This window comes from Cupriavidus necator (assembly GCF_013141915.1).
Classification (GTDB): Bacteria; Pseudomonadota; Gammaproteobacteria; order Burkholderiales; family Burkholderiaceae; genus Cupriavidus; species Cupriavidus necator_B.
In genome coordinates this window covers 169858-187283 of record NZ_SROX01000008.1, presented here as the reverse complement: position 1 = coordinate 187283, position 17426 = coordinate 169858, and the positions used below count along the sequence as shown (strand labels likewise).

14 protein-coding genes are annotated in these 17426 nt (G+C 65.1%); 8 read left to right on the top strand and 6 right to left on the bottom strand.

Features of this window, described 5'->3' with window-relative positions:
* Nucleotides 1-113 precede the first annotated feature (113 nt).
* On the bottom strand, nucleotides 114-1112 hold the full coding sequence (locus E5S69_RS16935) for a bifunctional riboflavin kinase/FAD synthetase (protein WP_171515813.1): 999 nt from the start codon (nucleotides 1110-1112) through the stop codon (nucleotides 114-116).
* Between the two features lie 261 nt (nucleotides 1113-1373).
* Between E5S69_RS16935 and E5S69_RS16930 the strand changes: the two genes are divergently transcribed.
* The gene (locus tag E5S69_RS16930; protein ID WP_171515812.1) at nucleotides 1374-3188 is read left to right on the top strand and encodes a hybrid sensor histidine kinase/response regulator; all 1815 of its coding nucleotides are present in this window, start codon (nucleotides 1374-1376) and stop codon (nucleotides 3186-3188) included.
* Nucleotides 3189-3227: 39 nt separating this feature from the next.
* Here E5S69_RS16930 and E5S69_RS16925 read toward each other — a convergent pair whose 3' ends face one another.
* Nucleotides 3228-3887 carry a response regulator gene (locus tag E5S69_RS16925; protein ID WP_012353747.1) on the bottom strand — a complete coding sequence of 220 codons (660 nt, stop codon included), beginning with the start codon at nucleotides 3885-3887 and terminating at the stop codon, nucleotides 3228-3230.
* Between the two features lie 253 nt (nucleotides 3888-4140).
* Here E5S69_RS16925 and purN point away from each other — a divergent pair, with 253 nt between their 5' ends.
* From purN to nadC, 6 genes are all read left to right on the top strand, one after another.
* Complete coding sequence (purN, locus tag E5S69_RS16920; protein WP_171515811.1) at nucleotides 4141-4809, top strand: phosphoribosylglycinamide formyltransferase; 669 nt, start codon at nucleotides 4141-4143, stop codon at nucleotides 4807-4809.
* Nucleotides 4806-6200, top strand: a complete 1395-nt coding sequence (locus tag E5S69_RS16915) for an RsmB/NOP family class I SAM-dependent RNA methyltransferase (protein ID WP_171515810.1) — start codon at nucleotides 4806-4808, stop codon at nucleotides 6198-6200. The genes purN and E5S69_RS16915 overlap by 4 nt, the downstream gene beginning before the upstream one ends.
* A gap of 60 nt (nucleotides 6201-6260) precedes the next feature.
* Nucleotides 6261-7658 carry a mechanosensitive ion channel family protein gene (locus E5S69_RS16910; protein WP_171515809.1) on the top strand — a complete coding sequence of 466 codons (1398 nt, stop codon included), beginning with the start codon at nucleotides 6261-6263 and terminating at the stop codon, nucleotides 7656-7658.
* Between the two features lie 384 nt (nucleotides 7659-8042).
* Nucleotides 8043-9233, top strand: coding sequence for a DesA family fatty acid desaturase (locus tag E5S69_RS16905; protein WP_171515808.1), 1191 nt, complete (start codon nucleotides 8043-8045; stop codon nucleotides 9231-9233).
* 126 nt (nucleotides 9234-9359) lie between these two features.
* Complete coding sequence (gene nadA, locus E5S69_RS16900; protein WP_171515807.1) at nucleotides 9360-10514, top strand: quinolinate synthase NadA; 1155 nt, start codon at nucleotides 9360-9362, stop codon at nucleotides 10512-10514.
* Nucleotides 10511-11374: a carboxylating nicotinate-nucleotide diphosphorylase gene (gene nadC / locus E5S69_RS16895; protein WP_171515806.1), complete on the top strand. Its 864-nt coding sequence runs from the start codon at nucleotides 10511-10513 to the stop codon at nucleotides 11372-11374. Before nadA ends, nadC begins: the two co-directional genes overlap by 4 nt.
* A 59-nt stretch (nucleotides 11375-11433) precedes the next feature.
* Here nadC and nadB read toward each other — a convergent pair whose 3' ends face one another.
* The 4 genes from nadB to radC all read right to left on the bottom strand — a co-directional run bounded on the left by nadB (nucleotide 11434) and on the right by radC (nucleotide 14484).
* Entirely contained in the window at nucleotides 11434-13026 is a 1593-nt protein-coding gene (gene nadB / locus E5S69_RS16890; RefSeq protein ID WP_171515805.1) for an L-aspartate oxidase, read from the bottom strand.
* A gap of 163 nt (nucleotides 13027-13189) precedes the next feature.
* Nucleotides 13190-13360 (bottom strand): 50S ribosomal protein L33, encoded by a 171-nt coding sequence (rpmG, locus tag E5S69_RS16885; protein WP_010814980.1) that lies wholly within the window; start codon nucleotides 13358-13360, stop codon nucleotides 13190-13192.
* Nucleotides 13361-13373: 13 nt separating this feature from the next.
* Nucleotides 13374-13607, bottom strand: a complete 234-nt coding sequence (rpmB, locus tag E5S69_RS16880) for a 50S ribosomal protein L28 (RefSeq protein ID WP_006575661.1) — start codon at nucleotides 13605-13607, stop codon at nucleotides 13374-13376.
* A 190-nt stretch (nucleotides 13608-13797) separates the two neighbouring features.
* Nucleotides 13798-14484 carry a RadC family protein gene (gene radC / locus E5S69_RS16875; RefSeq protein ID WP_171515804.1) on the bottom strand — a complete coding sequence of 229 codons (687 nt, stop codon included), beginning with the start codon at nucleotides 14482-14484 and terminating at the stop codon, nucleotides 13798-13800.
* A gap of 1170 nt (nucleotides 14485-15654) precedes the next feature.
* Here radC and ltrA point away from each other — a divergent pair.
* Nucleotides 15655-17358 (top strand): group II intron reverse transcriptase/maturase, encoded by a 1704-nt coding sequence (gene ltrA / locus E5S69_RS16870; RefSeq protein ID WP_171515803.1) that lies wholly within the window; start codon nucleotides 15655-15657, stop codon nucleotides 17356-17358.
* Nucleotides 17359-17426: the final 68 nt, after the last annotated feature.

Below are 17426 nucleotides of genomic sequence, written 5' to 3'. Positions count from 1 at the left end.
TCTCAGGGCAATTCGGTTGGCGCGCGGCCGGCGCTGGGCGGCGGGCGCGCGTAAAGACTGGGGCAGGCGGGGTGCGAACCGGGCCCGCGCAGCGGGGTGCGGGGCGCCGGCCGCTACCTAATTCGGTCGGTGGCCGAGGTGGCGAAATCGCGGCTGCCGATGCCTTCCACCGCGGCGCCGGGCGCCGTCAGGCCGAAGAAGGCGCGCGCATCGGCGCTGTCCTTGGCGATCGCGGCGGTGAGTTCGTCGAGGGAGTCGAAGCGCGCCTCGTCGCGCAGCTTCTTCATGAATTCGACCCGCACCAGCTTGCCGTACAGGCTTTCATTGAAATCGAACAGGTGAACTTCCAGCAGCACCCGGCCGGCGTCCTCGATGGTCGGCCGCACGCCGATGCTGGCCACGCCGGGCAGCGGCTGGTCGGCGATGCCGTGCACCTGCACCACGAAGATGCCGCTGACGGCGGGCCGCTTGTGCGAAATGCGCAGGTTCAGCGTCGGGAAGCCGAGGTCGCGGCCCAGCTTGCGGCCGTGGATCACGTGGCCGCTGATGGCGTAGCCGTGCCCGAGCAGGCGTCGCGCGTGCTCGAGGTCGCCCTCGGCCAGCGCCTGGCGCACCGCCGAGCTGGAGATGCGGATGCCGCCCTCGGACACCGAGCCCATCTGCTCGACATCGAACCCGTAGCGGCGCCCGGCTTCCTGCAGGTAGGCAAAGTCGCCGGCGCGTTTGGCGCCGAAGCGGAAATCGTCCCCGACCAGCAGCCAGCGGGTATGCAGGCCGTGCCAAAGCACGTTCTCGACGAATTCCTGCGGCGACTGGCCGGCAAAGTGGGCGTTGAAATGTTCCACCACCACGCGGTCCACGCCGTTGCGGCGCAGGCTTTCCAGCTTGTCGCGCAGCAGTGCGATGCGGGTGGGGGCCTTGTCAGGCGTGAAGAACTCGCGCGGATGCGGCTCGAAAGTCATCACGCACAGCGGCAGACCGCGCGCGTCCGCCGCCGCGCGCGCACGCGCGAGCAGCGACTGGTGGCCGCGATGCACACCGTCGAAATTGCCGATGGTGAGCGCGCAGGGCGCCCGGCTCTCGGCGTTGGGCAGGCCGCGGAAGACTTTCACGGGGACGGCGGGAAGGGATTCGGGTAAAGCGAGCATTATAAGGCGAATGGGTCGGCTTGCCGCTGCCGCCGGCCCGGGCTCGCGCCCGCGCTGCGGCTTTTGTGCCGCAACCGGCCCTCCCGCCATGGCGCTATGCCACAAAAGGCGGCATGATAGGCGCCACTTTGGCTCACTGCGGTGGCCACTGCGATAGCCCACTACAGGCCTGACGCAGGCGTCGCCGCGCGGCGTGCCCGATCTTCGCCCATTCCTGATTCCCAGTTGAAAGCGCTGACCTATCGGTTCTTTTCGCGGCTCCTGCCCCGGGGCCTGCCTCAGTCGAGCGCCGAACTCGACGTCGAAACGCGCGCCAAGCTGATGGCGATCGTGCACAAGAATGCGCCGACCGCGATCGTCTCCTCGGTGCTGCTGCCCGCGCTGACCACCATCGGCTTCTGGAACGACGTCAGCCGCGCCGCGCTGCTGGGCTGGTGCGCGGTGATGCTGGTGCTGACGGCCGGCGGGCTGTGGTTTTACATTGGCTACCAGCGCGACCACGCCTTGATGAGCCGTTCCGCGCACACGCGCAAGTGGTGGAACAACATGCGCGCGGTCGCTTTCCTGACCGGCGTGACCTGGGGCAGTTCGGCGCTGCTGCATTTGTATACAGGCTCGCCGGTGTTCTCCAGCGTGCTGTACCTGCTGACGCTCGGGGTGCTTGCCGGCGGCGCGGTATCGCAGGCACCGGTGCCGTCGAATCTGATCTACGCCGGCGTGCCGATCCTGGTGCCAAACCTGCTGATGGCGGAATTCGCCTTCCCGGGCCATGGCGCCTATGTGCAGGGCCTGTTGGCGATCTACGCGCTGATGCTGTCGCGCCACGCCTTCAACCTGCAGCTCACGCTGGTGCGCGCGATCCAGCTGGAGGGCGACAGCCGGCGCCTGGCCAAGCAGTTCCAGGACGAAAAAGAGCGGGCGCTGCATGCCAGCGAAGAGAAGTCGCGCTTCCTGGCCGCGGCCAGCCATGACTTGCGCCAACCGGTGCATGCGCTGGTGATGCTGGTCGAGGCGCTGCGCGCGCGCAACCAGTCGAGCGCGCTGCATCCGTTGGTGGAGCAGGTGGCGGCGGGCACCCAGACCATCGACCTGTTGTTCCGCTCGCTGCTGGACTTGTCCAAGCTGGAAGGGCGCAAGGTGCTGCCCACGCTGGAGCCTTGCGAACTGGGCGCACTGATCCGCGATGTGATGAGCCAGTTTGCCGCCGATGCGCGCGAAAGCGGGCTGACCTTGACCCCGCGCGTGCCCGACGAGCTGTACGCGATGGCCGAGCCGGTGCTGCTGCGCCGGGCCCTGTTCAACCTGGTGCAGAACGCGCTGCGCTACACCCAGCGCGGCGGCGTGCTGGTGACCGCGCGCCAGCGTCGCAAGAACGTGCGGCTGGAAGTCTGGGACACTGGCGCCGGCGTCACGCCCGAGCATCTGCCGGACATCTTCTCGCCGTACTACCAGGTCCATAACCCGCAGCGCGATCCGTCGCAGGGTCTGGGCCTGGGGCTCGCGATCTTCAAGGAATGCGTGCGGCTGATGCGGGGCACCTATGGCGTGCGCTCGGTGCCGGGCAAGGGATCGGTGTTCTGGTTCGCGCTGGCGCCGGTGCCGGCCGAGACCGTGGCCAACGTGCGCGAGATGCGCGCCATGGCGCAGGCCGAGGAAGCCAAGCCCGATCGCCTGCAGGGCACGGTCCTTGTGGTCGACGACGACAGCCAGATCCGCAAGGCCTGGATTGCGCTGATGGAGGCCTGGGGCATCCGCGTGGCCTGCGCCGCGCATGGCGCCGAGGCCGACAAGCTGTTTGCCCAGGGCCTGCGCCCGGACATCATCTTCTGCGACCTGCGTCTGCCGGGCAGCGAGAATGGCCTGGACTTGCTCGAGCGCTGGCAGAATACGCAACCGCAGGCGCGCAGCGCATTGCTGACGGGGGATTTGAAGTCAGCCGCGCTGGCGGCGGCGGAAGAGGCGGGCTATTTCGTGCTGCCCAAGCCGGTGGATCCGGCCTCGCTGCGGATGCTGCTGCGGCGCTGGCTGCGGCCGGCCTAAGGGGCGGCCGCAGCCCAGCAGTGAGGGCGGTGGCTCGCCTTACTGGCGCAGCCGGAACCGTTCCATGCGCGACATCACCTGCATGCGGGTGCGCACGCCCAGCCGCTGCAGGATGGCGGACACGTGTTCCTTGACGGTGTTCTCGGTCAGCCCGAGCCGCCGCGCGATCACCTTGTTCGGCAGGCCTTCCAGCACCAGCGCCAGCACCGAGCCCTGGCGCGGCGTCAGGCCCAGTTCGGCGGGCGTGACCGGAATGCCGTGGGCCGGGCCGAACGACTGCGCGCGCCCGTTAAGGGCTTCATCGGTGGGGAAGGCGGTGTCACCGGCCAGAACCTTGCGCACCGCGGCGGTGAAGGCATTGGCATCCAGGTGCTTGCCGACGAAGCCGCACGCCGACAGCGCACGGGCCCGGCCGACGATTTCAGGGGTGGCCTCGGCCGACATGAAGATAAAGCGCGCGCCCGGGATCACGGTCTTGAACGTCTGCATGGCATCGAAGCCGGTACCGTCGTTCAGCCAGATATCGAGCAGCACGATATCCGGGCGCAAGCCTTGCTGCAGGCTGGCCAGGGCCTCGCGGGCGCTGCCGGCGGCATGGACTGCCACATCCGGCATGACTTCGGCCAGGAAGGCGGTGGTCCCTGACAAGGCCATAGGATGATCATCGACCACCAACAACGTCGGTGCAGCGTTCGACATGCGAATTCCCGTTCAATTTACCCGTTTCGTCCTTGTTGTCACCTCTGCAGAGGACCTGTGTCATGCACAGGAATGGCGCGTGGACGTGGGGCCCACTCTAGCAGAGGGGGCGAAGCGTCACAATCCGTCAATCGGGTGATACGGCTTCGCTACCACAGGTGCCCGGTTTGGCGCCTGTCCGGATCTCGTGAATTAAGCACGTACTGGTTTGGCTTTACCGGAGTTTAGCCCCTCGCCTTGGTAGAATTGCGCGATGAAAAAAATTGTCATCTTGATTTCCGGGCGAGGCTCCAACATGGAAGCCATCGTCCGGGCCTGCGCAGGCGGCGGCTGGCCCGCCCGCGTGGCGGCGGTCCTGTCGAACCGGCCGGACGCCCCGGGCTTGCAGTTTGCGCGCCAGCAAGGCATTGAAACCGGCGTGGTGGACCACCGCCAGCACCCTGACCGGGCCGCATTCGACGCGGCGCTGGCCGAGGCCATCGACGCGCACGCCCCCGACCTGGTGGTGCTGGCGGGTTTCATGCGTATACTCACGCCCGGCTTTGTCGACCGCTACGCGGGCCGGCTGCTAAACATCCATCCGTCGCTGCTGCCCTGCTTCCCCGGCCTGAACACCCACCAGCAGGCGCTGGATGCCGGCGTCAAGCTGCATGGCGCCACCGTGCATTTCGTGACGCCGGAGCTGGATCATGGGCCGATCGTGATCCAGGCCGCACTCGACGTGCAGCCGGCGGACACGCCCGCTACCCTGGCCGAGCGCCTGCTTGCGTGCGAGCACGTGATTTACCCCCGCGCCGTGCAGTGGTTCGTCGAGGACCGGCTGCAGCTCCAGAACGGCGTTGTCAACGTTATCAACCCGGCCGAACCGCAATTGCTGATGGCCATCTCCGCCGCAACCCCGGCGGCAGGAGTCGAGGCATGAGCCGTACCCAGGCAGGCAACCGTTCCCCGCGCGGCGAGGGCCGCGCCCCCGCGCGCAGCAAGGGCAAGGGCAGCCCGATCCGCAAGTCGCCCAACGCCAACGGCGCCCCGGTGCGCACGCATGGCGGGCTGCATGCCACCCATATCCAGCATATCGATCGCCTGCTGGGCAAGGTCATGCTGTTCGCGCGTCCCGCCGATGCGGTGGTCAGCTACTACTTCCGCGAAAACGCCAAGCTTGGCCACCGCGAGCGCGGCATCATTGCCGAAGCGATCTACGCGGTGCTGCGCCGGCGCGTCGAGTTCGCGCAGTTTGCCGAGAGCGGCACGGGGCCGGCCTCGCGCCGCCTGGCGCTGCTGGGGCTGGCGGCGACGCTGGGCCGCGATACGCTGTCGCCGTTCCTGTATCCCGATGAAGCCGAATGGCTGGACCGCCTGACCACCATCGAGCGTGCCAGCCTGGCGCCCCGCGTGCGCGCCAACCTGCCCGAGTGGCTGTACGACGAACTGGTGCGCCAGCATGGCGAGGCCTTTGCCGCGGCCCTGGGCGACGCCTGGCTGCGCCCGGCGCCGCTGGACCTGCGCGTCAACCTGGCCAAGACCAGCCGCGAGGCCGCGCTGGCCGAGCTGCAGGCCGCAGGCCTCGGCGCCGAACCGACGCCGATGGCGCCGGCCGGCATCCGCATGGCTGGCAAGCCGGCGCTGAACCAGCTGCCGATCTTCGTCAATGGCCTGGTCGAGGTGCAGGACGAAGGCAGCCAGCTGCTGTGCAACCTGGTCGCGCCCAAGCGCGGCGAGATGGTGGTCGACTTCTGCGCCGGCGCGGGCGGCAAGACCCTGGCGCTGGGCGCGGCAATGCGCTCGACCGGCCGGCTCTATGCCTTTGACGTCTCGGAAAAGCGCCTGGCCAACCTGAAGCCGCGGCTGGCGCGCAGCGGCCTGTCCAACGTCCATCCGGTGCTGATCGATTCGGAGCGCGACGCCAAGATCAAGCGCCTGGCCGGCAAGGCCGACCGCGTGCTGGTGGACGCCCCTTGCAGCGGCCTGGGCACGCTGCGCCGCAATCCCGACCTGAAATGGCGGCAATCGCCGGAGTCGGTGCTGGAACTGACCGCCAAGCAGAGCGCGATCCTGGACTCCGCGGCGCGGCTGGTGAAGGGCGGCGGGCGGGTAGTTTACGCGACCTGCAGCGTGCTGGAAGCCGAGAACGAACAGATCGTGCGCGACTTCCTCGCGGCGCACCCCAACTTCCGCCTGGTGCCGGCCGCCGAAGTGCTGGCCGAGCAGAAGATCGAAGTGACGGGACTGCCGGACAACGGCATGTTTGCCTTGTACCCGCACCTGCACCAGACCGATGGCTTCTTTGCCGCGGTGCTGGAGCGCACCAGCTGATTGCGGTTCCTCGCCGCGCCGCCCGCCACGCGTGCGGGCGGCCCACACTGAAGCTCCACCATGAACGGTGAAACCCTGCCCGACCTCGGCGGCCTGAAGGACCTGAAAGCCTCGCATTCGATGTTCGGCAAGATGCTGGACGACCTGATCCGCGATGCCGGCGGTCCCGGCTTTTTCTGGCAATTGCTGGTGCTGGCCGGTTGCCTGGCGGTGGCGTGGCCGCTGGCGCGCTTCGTGGTGCGGCGGCTGGAGGCGCGCTACGAAGGTTCCAGCTTCTCCGTGCGCTTTGCCGCCGCCAGCCTGGAGCGCGCGATGTTTCCGCTCGCCGGCTGGGCGCTGGTGCTGGTGGCCCGCTTTGCGCTGGCCCCGCTGATCCCGGTCAGCGTGCTGCGGCTGGCGCTGGTGCCGCTGTTCGGCATCACAGCGCTGAATTTCACCTTCTACGTGCTGCGCCGCGTGATGTCGGGCAGCGGCCAGCTGCACGGCATGCTGCTGCTGGTGGAAAAGGTGCTGACCACGCTGGTCTGGGTCGGCATGGCGCTGTATGTGCTGGGTGTGCTGGGCGACGTGGTGGGCTGGATGGAGAGCGTGCGCTTCTCCATTGGCGGCAAGCAGAAGATCAGCGTCGCCGAGACCCTGATGGCGGTGGTCTGGATCCTGCTGACGGTGCTGGTGGCGCTGTGGTTCGGTTCGTGGCTGGAAGAGCGGCTGATGCGTTCGGCCAACCTCGACGGCAACCTGAAAGTGGTGCTGACGCGGATTTCCAAGGCCTTGCTGCTGCTGGTGTCGCTGCTGCTGAGCCTGTCGCTGGTGGGCATCGACCTGACCGTGCTGTCGGTATTCGGCGGTGCACTCGGCGTGGGCCTGGGGCTGGGGCTGCAGAAGATCGCCAGCAATTACATCTCGGGCTTCATCATCCTGCTGGACCGCTCGGTCAAGCTGGGCGACCAGATCACGGTGGACAAGTACACCGGCATCGTGTCGCAGATCCGTACCCGCTATACCGTGGTGCGCAATGGCGATGGCGAGACACTGGTGCCGAACGAGCAACTGGTGGCACAGTCGGTGCAGAACCATTCGTTTTCGAATACCAATGTGCGCGTGGCGACGCGCGTGCAGGCCGACTACGGTGCCGATCCGGAAACCGTGATCGCCCTGCTGACGGCGTGCGTGCGCGACCTGCCGCGCGTGTTGCCTGATCCGGAGCCGGCCGCCTTCCTGGTGCTGTTCGCCGACAGCGGCATCGAGTATGAAGTCGCGGTCTTTGTGGCCGATCCGCAAAACGGCAAGCTCGGGGTGCAGTCGGCGATGAACCGCGCCATCTGGCGCACGCTGCGCGAGCACGGCATCTCCATCCCATACCCGCAGCGCGAGTTGCGTGTGATGCATGAGGCCCCGTTGTGGGGCCCTGGTGCGCCGACGGCGAACCGGTTGTCAGAGGCCGCCAACGTATCCTGAGTGCCTCGGCACGCTACCAGCCGGATGAGCGGCGGATTCAGCACCCATGGAACGAAAACCGTTGCGGCCCGTCCAAATCCGGGAAATAGCGTATGCTTGCGCCCTTTGCGATCCTGTAGAATACCGGGTTGTCGCGGGTTGAGGCATCCCGCTCCGACATCAGACAGCCGCCAGATTGCAGCGGCTCGTACCTGGCTCGATTCACGAGCCGCTAGCCACGGGCGGCGCCAGACTTGCCTGCCCTGGGGAGCCCGGAGGGGTCCTGTGGCAAGCGCCAGACAGCTATCGCAATCAACTGATTCGCAGCTATTTTTTCTGCGCGTTGTGTGTACCGGCCGAGCCGGCTTGCACGGGAAAGTCCATGTTTAACCGACGGAGAACAGTTTGTTCGACACTATTCTTGACTGGGCCGCCAATGGCCTTGCCAACTGGACCTGGTGGGAGATCGTCATCTACACGCTCGTGATGACGCATATCACGATCGCCGGCGTCACCATCTTCCTGCACCGCTGCATGGCGCACCGGTCGCTGGACCTGCACCCCATCGCGCAGCACTTCTTCCGCTTCTGGCTGTGGCTGACCACGGGCATGGTCACGCGCGAGTGGACCGCCATCCATCGCAAGCACCACGCCAAGTGCGAAACCGAAGACGATCCGCACAGCCCGCAGACCCGCGGCATCCGCAAGGTGCTGCTGGAAGGCGCCGAACTGTATCGCGCCGAGGCCAAGAACAAGGAAACCGTTGCCAAGTTCGGCCATGGCTGCCCCAACGACTGGATCGAGCGCAACGTGTACTCGCGCTTCGGCTGGCAGGGCGTCGGCCTGATGCTGATCATCGACCTGGCGCTGTTCGGCGTGATCGGCATGACCGTGTGGGCGGTGCAGATGCTGTGGATCCCGATCCATGCCGCCGGCGTCATCAACGGCCTGGGCCACTGGTGGGGCTACCGCAACTACGATTGCGAGGACGCATCGACCAACGTGTCGCCGTGGGGCCTGATCATCGGCGGCGAAGAGCTGCACAACAACCATCACACGTATCCGACCTCGGCCAAGTTTTCGATCAAGTGGTATGAGTTCGACGTGGGCTGGGGCTATATCCGCGCGATGCAGGCGGTCGGCCTGGCCAAGGTCAAGAAGACCCCGCCCAAGGCGCGCCTGGTGGAAGCCCGTCCGGTCGACCACAACACGCTGGAGGCCATCATCGCCAACCGCTATGACGTAATGGCGCGCTACGCCAAGGCCGTCAAGGGCGCGTTCCGCCAGGAGCTGGAAAAGCTCAAGGAAGGGCGCGTGGCTGAATACCGCAGCTTCAAGCCCGCCGGCAAGTGGTTCCACCGCGAGGAAACCAAGCTGGCCGCGCAGCAGCGCGAGCAGCTGGCGAGCATCGTCGAGCACAACAAGGCGCTGCAGACTTTTGTCGAAATGCGCCGTGAACTGGCCGCCATCTGGGGCCGTTCCAACCTGACGCGCGAGCAGCTGCTGCAGCAGCTGCAGGCCTGGTGCCACCGTGCCGAGGCCAGCGGTATCCAGGCGCTGCATGATTTCTCGCTGCGCCTGCGCCGCTACGCCTGATACAATTCGGCCGCGCCGTATGGTTTGACAAAGCCCCGCCCATGGCGGGGCTTTTGTTTTAGATAAACTCCCCCATGTTCTGGCCGGCCGCACCCTGTTGGCGGAGGTCTAGAGGAGTACCCGGAGATGACCCCACAATCGATCAAGACCGTCGAGTTCGAGAAGCCGAACCTGATGGATGCCGAAAACGCCGCAGGCGCCAGTTGCGTGGCCCATGCCTGGGCCAAGGTGCCGCCGGTGCTGTCGCCTGATGAACGCCAGTCGCTGAAGGCGCGTATCCGCCGCTTGCTGAAGGAGCGCAATGCGGTGCTGGTGGCGCACTACTACGTCGACGCCGACCTGCAGGACCTCGCCGAAGAAACCGGCGGCTGTGTTTCCGACTCCCTCGAAATGGCGCGTTTCGGCCGCGACCACGAAGCCAGGACGCTGGTGGTGGCCGGCGTGCGCTTCATGGGCGAAACCGCCAAGATCCTCAGCCCCGAGAAGACCGTGCTGATGCCGGACCTGGACGCGACCTGCTCGCTCGACCTGGGTTGCCCGGCCGACGAATTCGCCGCCTTCTGCGATGCGCATCCGGATCGCACCGTGGTGGTCTACGCCAACACCAGCGCCGCCGTGAAGGCGCGCGCCGACTGGATGGTGACCTCGAGCATCGGCCTGAAGATCGTCGAGCACCTGCATGCGCAGGGCAAGAAGATCCTGTGGGCACCGGACAAGCACCTGGGCAGCTATATCCAGAAGCAGACCGGTGCCGACATGCTGCTGTGGCAGGGGTCGTGCCTGGTGCACGACGAGTTCAAGGGCATCGAGCTGGACCTGCTGCGCCGTGAATTTCCCAACGCCAAGATCCTGGTGCATCCGGAATCGCCGGAGAACGTGGTGGCGCAGGCCGATGTGGTCGGCTCCACCTCGCAGCTGATCGAGGCCGCGCAGAAGCTGGACGCGACCGAATTCATCGTCGCCACCGACAACGGCATCCTGCACAAGATGCGCATGGCGGCGCCGGGCAAGCGCTTCATCGAGGCGCCCACGGCCGGCAACAGCGCCACCTGCAAGAGCTGCGCGCATTGCCCGTGGATGGCGATGAACGCGCTGACCAACCTGGCCGAGGTGCTGGAAACCGGGCGCAACGAGGTCCATGTCGACCCCGTGATCGGCCGCCAGGCGGTCACTTGCATCGACCGCATGCTGGACTTCGCTGCCGCGCAGAAGCGCAATTTGCGTCCGTCGGCCGACCTGGCCAAAGAGCAGGCGCTGTTCCAGGGGATTGGCCCGGCATGAGCGTGAACCCGATTTTCGATAGCTACGGCCCGGCGCTGCAGGCAGCGCTGCAGGCCAACGTGCAGGCTGCCATCGCAGAGGATGTCGGCAGCGGCGACCTGACCGGCCTGCTGGTGCCCGCGGACAAGGCCGCGCTCGCGCGCGTGATCGTGCGCGAGTCGGCGGTGCTGTGCGGCCAGCCGTGGTTCGATGCCTGCATGCGCGCGGTGGACCCGGCCCTGGCAGTGCGCTGGCTGCAGCAGGAAGGCGACCGCATGGCGCCGGACTCGCTGGTGTGCGAGATCACGGGCCCGGCCCGCGCGCTGCTGACCGCCGAGCGGCCGTCGCTGAATTTCCTGCAATTGTTGTCCGGCGTGGCGACCGCCACGCGTCGCTATGCCGACCTGATCGCCGGCACCCGTGCGCGCGTGCTCGATACCCGCAAGACGCTGCCCGGCCTGCGCCTGGCGCAGAAGTACGCGGTCCGTATCGGCGGTGGCGAGAACCAGCGGCTGGCGCTGTATGACGGCATCCTGATCAAGGAAAACCATATCGCCGCGGCCGGCAGCATCGGCGCGGCGATGCGGGCGGCGCTGGCGCTCGATACGCAGGCGTCGGTGCAGATCGAGGTAGAGTCCCTGGCTGAGCTGGAACAAGCCTTGGCTGCCGGGGCGAAGTCGGTGCTGATCGACAACTTCACCGTGCCGATGATGCAGGACGCAGTGAAGATCAACCAGGGAAGGGCGCTGCTGGAAGTGTCGGGCGGCGTCAACGCCGAGACCATCCGCTCCTTCGCCGAGACCGGCGTCGACCGGATCTCGGTTGGCGCGCTGACCAAGGACGTGCGCGCGACGGATTACTCGCTGCGGATCATTGCCTGAAGGCTTGTTTCCCTCTCCCGCAAGCGGGAGAGGGAGCACCCTGTCGGCAGATTGGCGGCTCAGCGCTTGCGAACTGCAGGCGGCTGCATGACCGTCGGCAGCGCTTTCGGCAACGAATCCGGATAGTCCCGGCTGAAATGCAGGCCGCGGCTTTCATGGCGCGAGTAGGCGCTGTCGACGATCAGCGAGGCTACCTCCACCAGGTTGCGCAGTTCCAGCAAATCGCGCGTGACGCGGAAGTTGGCGTAATACTCGGCAATCTCCTCGCGCAGCAGCACGATGCGGTGCTGCGCGCGTTCGAGGCGCTTGCTGGTGCGCACGATGCCGACGTAATTCCACATCATGCGACGCAACTCGTCCCAGTTGTGGGACACCACGACTTCTTCGTCGGCATCCGACACGCGGCTCTCGTCCCACGCTGGCAGCGCGATATTGGGCGCGCCGGCCTTGTCCTTCGCTGCGATGTCTTCCGCGGCGGCGCGGCCGATCACCATGCATTCGAGCAGCGAGTTCGAAGCCAGCCGGTTGGCGCCGTGCAGGCCGGTGCAGGCGGTCTCGCCCACGGCGTAGAGGTTGCCGATATCGGTACGGCCCATGGTGTCCGTGACCACGCCACCGCAGGTGTAGTGCGCGGCCGGCACCACCGGGATGGGCTCGCGCGTGATATCGATGCCGAGTTCCAGGCAGCGCGCATGGATGGTCGGGAAGTGTTCTTTCAGGAAGGCTTCAGGCTGGTGCGTGATATCGAGATAGACGCAATCCAGCCCGCGCTTCTTCATTTCGAAATCGATCGCGCGCGCGACCACGTCGCGCGGGGCCAGTTCGGCGCGCTCATCGTGCTCGGGCATGAAGCGCGTGCCGTCGGGCAGCTTGAGCAGCCCGCCTTCGCCGCGCACCGCTTCGGAGATCAGGAAGGACTTGGCGTAGGGGTGGTACAGGCAGGTCGGGTGGAACTGGATGAACTCCATGTTCGACACCCGGCAGCCCGCGCGCCAAGCCATGGCAATGCCGTCGCCGGTGGCCGTGTCCGGGTTGGTGGTGTAAAGATAGACCTTGCCCGCGCCGCCCGCGGCCAGCACGGTGTGCGTGGCGGTGAGGGTGTGCACGGCCCCGGTGCGGTCGTCCAGCACGTAAAGGCCGTAGCAGCGGTTGTCCGGCAGCCCCATCTTGCGCGAAGTGATCAGGTCGATCGCGAAGTGGTCTTCCAGGATGGTGATGTTCGGGTGCTGCGTGGCCTGCTGCAGCAGCGTGCTGACCACGGCATGGCCAGTGGCGTCGGCGGCGTGGATGATGCGCCGGCGGCTATGGCCGCCTTCGCGCGTCAGGTGGAAGCCCAGTTCGGCCTGGGCATCGCGGGTGAACGGCACGCCGCGGTCGATCAGCCACTGGATCGCCTCGCGCCCGTGCTCCACGATAAAGCGCGTGGCGTCTTCGTCGCACAGCCCCGCACCGGCAACGAGCGTGTCCTGGGTATGCTCGTCGTGGCTGTCGCCCGAGTCCAGCACCGCGGCGATGCCGCCTTGCGCCCAGTCACTGGCGCCTTGCGTCATGGCGCGCTTGCTGAGGATGGCCACCCGATGGGTGTCGGCCAGTTGCAATGCGACCGTAAGGCCGGCCAGGCCGCTGCCGACGATGGCGACGTCGAAATTCATGGTGCAAGGAGAGCGCCGGCAGGGCGCTTGGCAGATAGGGGAAACGGCAAAGTCTACACCCGGCGCACCATCCCGTGCATCAGTACGCGGGCCCGAAGTGAAATCGCCGGGCAACAAAAAGCCCCGCGGCAGGGCGGGGCTTTCTGGCGGGATACCGGATCAATTACTTGATCTTGGTTTCCTTGTAAGCGACGTGCTTGCGGGCGACGGGATCGAACTTCATGATCTCCATCTTTTCCGGCATGGTGCGCTTGTTCTTGGTGGTGGTGTAGAAGTGACCCGTACCTGCGGTCGATTCCAGCTTGATCTTGTCGCGGCCGCCCTTGCTTGCCATGATGTACTCCTAATTAGACTTCGCCGCGTGCGCGCAGGTCGGCGAGCACGGAGTCGATGCCTTTCTTGTCGATCAGGCGCAGGCCGGCGTTCGAGACGCGCAGGCTCACCCAGCGGTTTTCGGATTCAACGAAGAAACGACGATTCTGCAGGTTGGGCAGAAAACGGCGCTTGGTCTTGTTGTTTGCGTGGGAAACGTTGTTGCCGACCATCGGCGCTTTCCCGGTCACTTGACAGACGCGTGCCATGAAGCACTCCTAAATCTTCTATTCGTGGACAATGTTCGCAACAGATCAACAAAAGGCGCGCGGGCCCGGACTGCAGCGGTTGAGACTTCAGCAAAACGGGCATTATAGACCGGATTCCCCCGGCGAATCAATGCTTTCTGTGCTCCGCCACAGCCGGGTGTTGCTCTCCGGTTCAGTCGTGGCGTAGGCGTCACAGCCCCGGCAGGCGCTCGCAGGATTCCGCCAGCGAGCGGATTTCGTGCCCCGCCACGATGAAGTGGTCGAGCAGCCGCACATCGATCAGGTCGAGCGTGCGCGCCAGTTCGCGCGTCAAGTGGATGTCGCTCTGGCTGGGCTCGGTGGTGCCGCGCGGATGGTTGTGGGCGACGATGATGCCGGCCGCATTATGCGCCAGGGCCTGGCGTGCCACCTCGCGCGGATAGACCGAGGTCCGCGTCAGCGTGCCGCGGAACAACTCTTCGCTGGCAAGCATGCGGTTGCCGGGATCCAGGAACAGGCACATGAAGACCTCATGCTGCAGCGGTGCCAGAGTCAGGCGCAGGTAGCCGCGCACCGACTCCGGCGAGTTGAAGCCGGCGGGGAGCCGCAGCGACTCGGCCAGCGCGCGCCGGGCCAGTTTCGGGATGGCCTGCAGCTGGGCGAACTTTGCGGCGCCCATGCCACGGACGCCGGTCAGGGCGTGCCCCTCGGCCGCGAACAGGGCGGTCAGCGAGCCGAAGCGGTGCAGCAGCTCGCGTGCCAGGTCCACGGCACTTTTGCCGGCCGCGCCCACGCGCAGCAAAACGGCCAGCAATTCGGCATCGGACAGGGCGGCAGCGCCGCATTCCAGCAGTTTTTCGCGGGGCCGCTCGCAGGCGGGCCATTTGGCAATGGTCATGGGCATCCAGAGTAGTCGCGTCAGGAACAGGGGCCTGTGGCCCTGGGGCGGCGGGCTAGGGGCCAGTCGAATACAATACGGGTTGTTCGTGCGACACGCACACTCGTGTCCGTCCGCGTCACGTTAGACGCATCGACCCTGGGAGAGTACTCCCGCATGCTAGTGAAACGAAGCCCACCATAGCTTACGCCGCTAGCGCCTGCTCACTTTTCAGAGTTGTCTGAGAAGCGTTGCTTGCAGTACTGGCTTACCAGCCAGTGCCCGCCCAAAGGCGCGAACCACGCTCTCGGGCGTGGCTTGTCCACTCTCTACGAGAGGGCAATGGCTTTACATGCCGAAGTCAGGCATCAAGTTTGAACGTGGCCACGTTGGCCACCAAACGCCAAGTGGGCGAATGTTTTCTGCCCACAAGGCGGAGCATTTGCATTTCCGGTCCAGTTGGACCGGCAGGTAGGGTTCAGGCGGAGCGAAAGCTCTGCACGCTATGGTTCGGTCAAATACGTCCGCGAGGGCGCTTTGATAGAGAACCTGCTATGCGACTAGCAGTAGCCTAGGGAGACATGCGTCACTGGTAACGGTGGGGTATGAAGCTCTCCTGACAATGTAGCCCCCGTAAGGGTGCCAGAGGACCGTGAGGTCTTCTGGTAGAGACTCCGAGCAGCCATGGGGTCGAGGAGCTAGGCTGACTGGTATGGGTAACGGAAGTGAACTGCTGATAAACGTCGTGAGTATTGCGGTGCCAAAGCTGCTGACAGGCACTAACCAAAACGGTATTTGGTCGGTTGCTCCGCTGGACATTCGGAGCACGTCGTCACTTGACCATCGGCGAAGAGGCAGACCCTAACCCGGTCTTGTAGCGTGCAGGGAACGTGGTAAGCCCGTATGGCTGCCCGGGGCGCAGTGCGGCTCAGGCAGGCGGACCGTAAGGAACGCTGTTGGCTGTGCGGGTATGGGAGGTTGGAGGAAGCGAACGCCGGGTTGTAATGATTCGGATAGGGGTTGAAACATCACCTCACGCGAAAGCGGGCAGACTTCCAACTGGTCTTTCGTCGCAGGACGACTGGCTAACCCGCTTGAAACCGAAATTTCTTCCCCTGAGGGGCAATATGCCCCTCAGGGGGCATGTTGTCTCTGCGTTTTGGGGGGAAGACCTCAAGATAGGAGAGCAGCATGGAAGCATTTATCCGTGAGGATGAATCTGCGCTCTCCGGCGCACCGCAACGCTGGGATGCCATCAATTGGCGCCAAGTGGAACGGAACGTCCGGGCAATGCAGATTCGAATTGCGAAGGCAACACAGGAAGGGGACTGGCGCAGGGTGAAAGCCTTGCAACGGTCTCTGACCCGCTCGTTTTCCGCCAAGGCATCGGCGGTAAAGCGAGTGACGGAGAACCAAGGTAAGCGAACGGCAGGCGTCGATCGCGAACTGTGGGACTCGCCTGAAGTCCGGTGGGAAGCCATCGGACGGTTGAAGCGCCGAGGGTACAGGCCATTGCCATTGCGGCGGGTCTTTATTCCCAAGGCCAACGGGAAGGAGCGCCCACTAGGCATTCCGACCATGTTGGATCGAGCCATGCAGGCCTTGCACCTGCTGGCGCTGGAGCCGGTGTCCGAAGGGACGAGCGATCCGAATTCTTATGGGTTCCGGATCAATCGTTCCACGGCGGATGCCATGTCACAGCTGTTCGTCAACCTGTCCAGAGGGCACTCAGCCCAATGGATTCTGGAGGCGGATATCAAAGGTTGCTTTGACCACATCAGTCACGACTGGCTGGAGCGCAATGTCCCGATGGACCGAGCCATCCTCCGCAAGTGGCTGAAGGCTGGCGTGATATTTCAGGGCCAGTTTCAGGCGACCGAAGCCGGAACACCGCAGGGAGGAATCATCTCCCCGACTCTGGCAAACGTGGCGCTGAACGGGTTGGAACGACAACTGGCTGCTTCCTTCGAGAAGAAGCTGGGGGTCGCCAAAACGCGGAAGCTGAAGGTGAATGTTGTGCGCTATGCGGACGACTTCGTGATCACGGGCACTACGCCTGAGATCCTACAAAACGAGGTGAAGCCGTGGGTGGAGCAGTTCCTAGCGGTACGAGGGCTGACGCTATCAACGGAGAAGACGCGGATCGTAAACATAGCCGACGGCTTTGACTTTCTAGGGTGGAACTTCCGGAAGTACTCCGGAACGCTGCTCATCAAGCCGAGCAGGAAGAACGTGCAGACGTTCTACCGCAAGGTGAAGGATGTCATCAGTGCCAACAAGACGGTGAAGCAGTCAGAGCTGATTCGACTGCTGAACCCGATGCTACGAGGTTGGGCGCAGTACCACCGCGCCGTAGTGGCAAAGGCGGCTTTCAACCGTTTGGGGCATGACATATTTCGTGCCCTATGGCGGTGGGCCAAGCGGCGACATCCAGGCAAGAAGGCGGATTGGGTGCGGAAGAAGTACTTCGGCTCAGTCGGTCAGCGCAGCTGGGTGTTTGGCACCACAGTAGTGAAAGATGTCGATAGTGAGGTATGGGTTGAGTTGTACTCGCTCGCGAGCACGCCCATCCAAAGGCACAAGAAGGTCAGAGGGGATTACAACCCCTTTGATCCGGCGCAGGAGGTGTATGGTGAAGCATTGCGACAGGAGCGGCTGCTTGACAGCATGGCGCACCGAAAGCAGTGGATCAAACTGTACATGTCCCAGCGGGGCTTGTGTGCTCTGTGTCAGTGCAAGATGACCAAGGACACTGGGTGGCATGACCACCACATCGAGTACCGCGTACGCGGGGGCTCCGATGGTCTGAGGAACCGCGTGCTGCTGCATCCGAACTGTCACGTCCAAGTGCATAACCAAGGGCTTTCTGTTGTTAAGCCGGTGTCATCGATTTGATGGTATTTTTGTGAAGGCTTGAGCCGTATGCGGGGAAACCCGCACGTACGGTTCTTAGGGGGGAGTGG

What these genes read in the sequence shown, in the direction of transcription:
- E5S69_RS16925 (WP_012353747.1), bottom strand. Translation starts at nt 3,887, where the DNA reads ATGTCGAACGCTGCACCGACGTTGTTGGTGGTCGATGATCATCCTATG.
- purN (WP_171515811.1), top strand. Translation starts at nt 4,141, where the DNA reads ATGAAAAAAATTGTCATCTTGATTTCCGGGCGAGGCTCCAACATGGAA.
- E5S69_RS16915 (WP_171515810.1), top strand. Translation starts at nt 4,806, where the DNA reads ATGAGCCGTACCCAGGCAGGCAACCGTTCCCCGCGCGGCGAGGGCCGC.
- E5S69_RS16910 (WP_171515809.1), top strand. Translation starts at nt 6,261, where the DNA reads ATGAACGGTGAAACCCTGCCCGACCTCGGCGGCCTGAAGGACCTGAAA.
- nadA (WP_171515807.1), top strand. Translation starts at nt 9,360, where the DNA reads ATGACCCCACAATCGATCAAGACCGTCGAGTTCGAGAAGCCGAACCTG.
- nadC (WP_171515806.1), top strand. Translation starts at nt 10,511, where the DNA reads ATGAGCGTGAACCCGATTTTCGATAGCTACGGCCCGGCGCTGCAGGCA.
- nadB (WP_171515805.1), bottom strand. Translation starts at nt 13,026, where the DNA reads ATGAATTTCGACGTCGCCATCGTCGGCAGCGGCCTGGCCGGCCTTACG.
- rpmG (WP_010814980.1), bottom strand. Translation starts at nt 13,360, where the DNA reads ATGGCAAGCAAGGGCGGCCGCGACAAGATCAAGCTGGAATCGACCGCA.
- rpmB (WP_006575661.1), bottom strand. Translation starts at nt 13,607, where the DNA reads ATGGCACGCGTCTGTCAAGTGACCGGGAAAGCGCCGATGGTCGGCAAC.
- radC (WP_171515804.1), bottom strand. Translation starts at nt 14,484, where the DNA reads ATGACCATTGCCAAATGGCCCGCCTGCGAGCGGCCCCGCGAAAAACTG.
- ltrA (WP_171515803.1), top strand. Translation starts at nt 15,655, where the DNA reads ATGGAAGCATTTATCCGTGAGGATGAATCTGCGCTCTCCGGCGCACCG.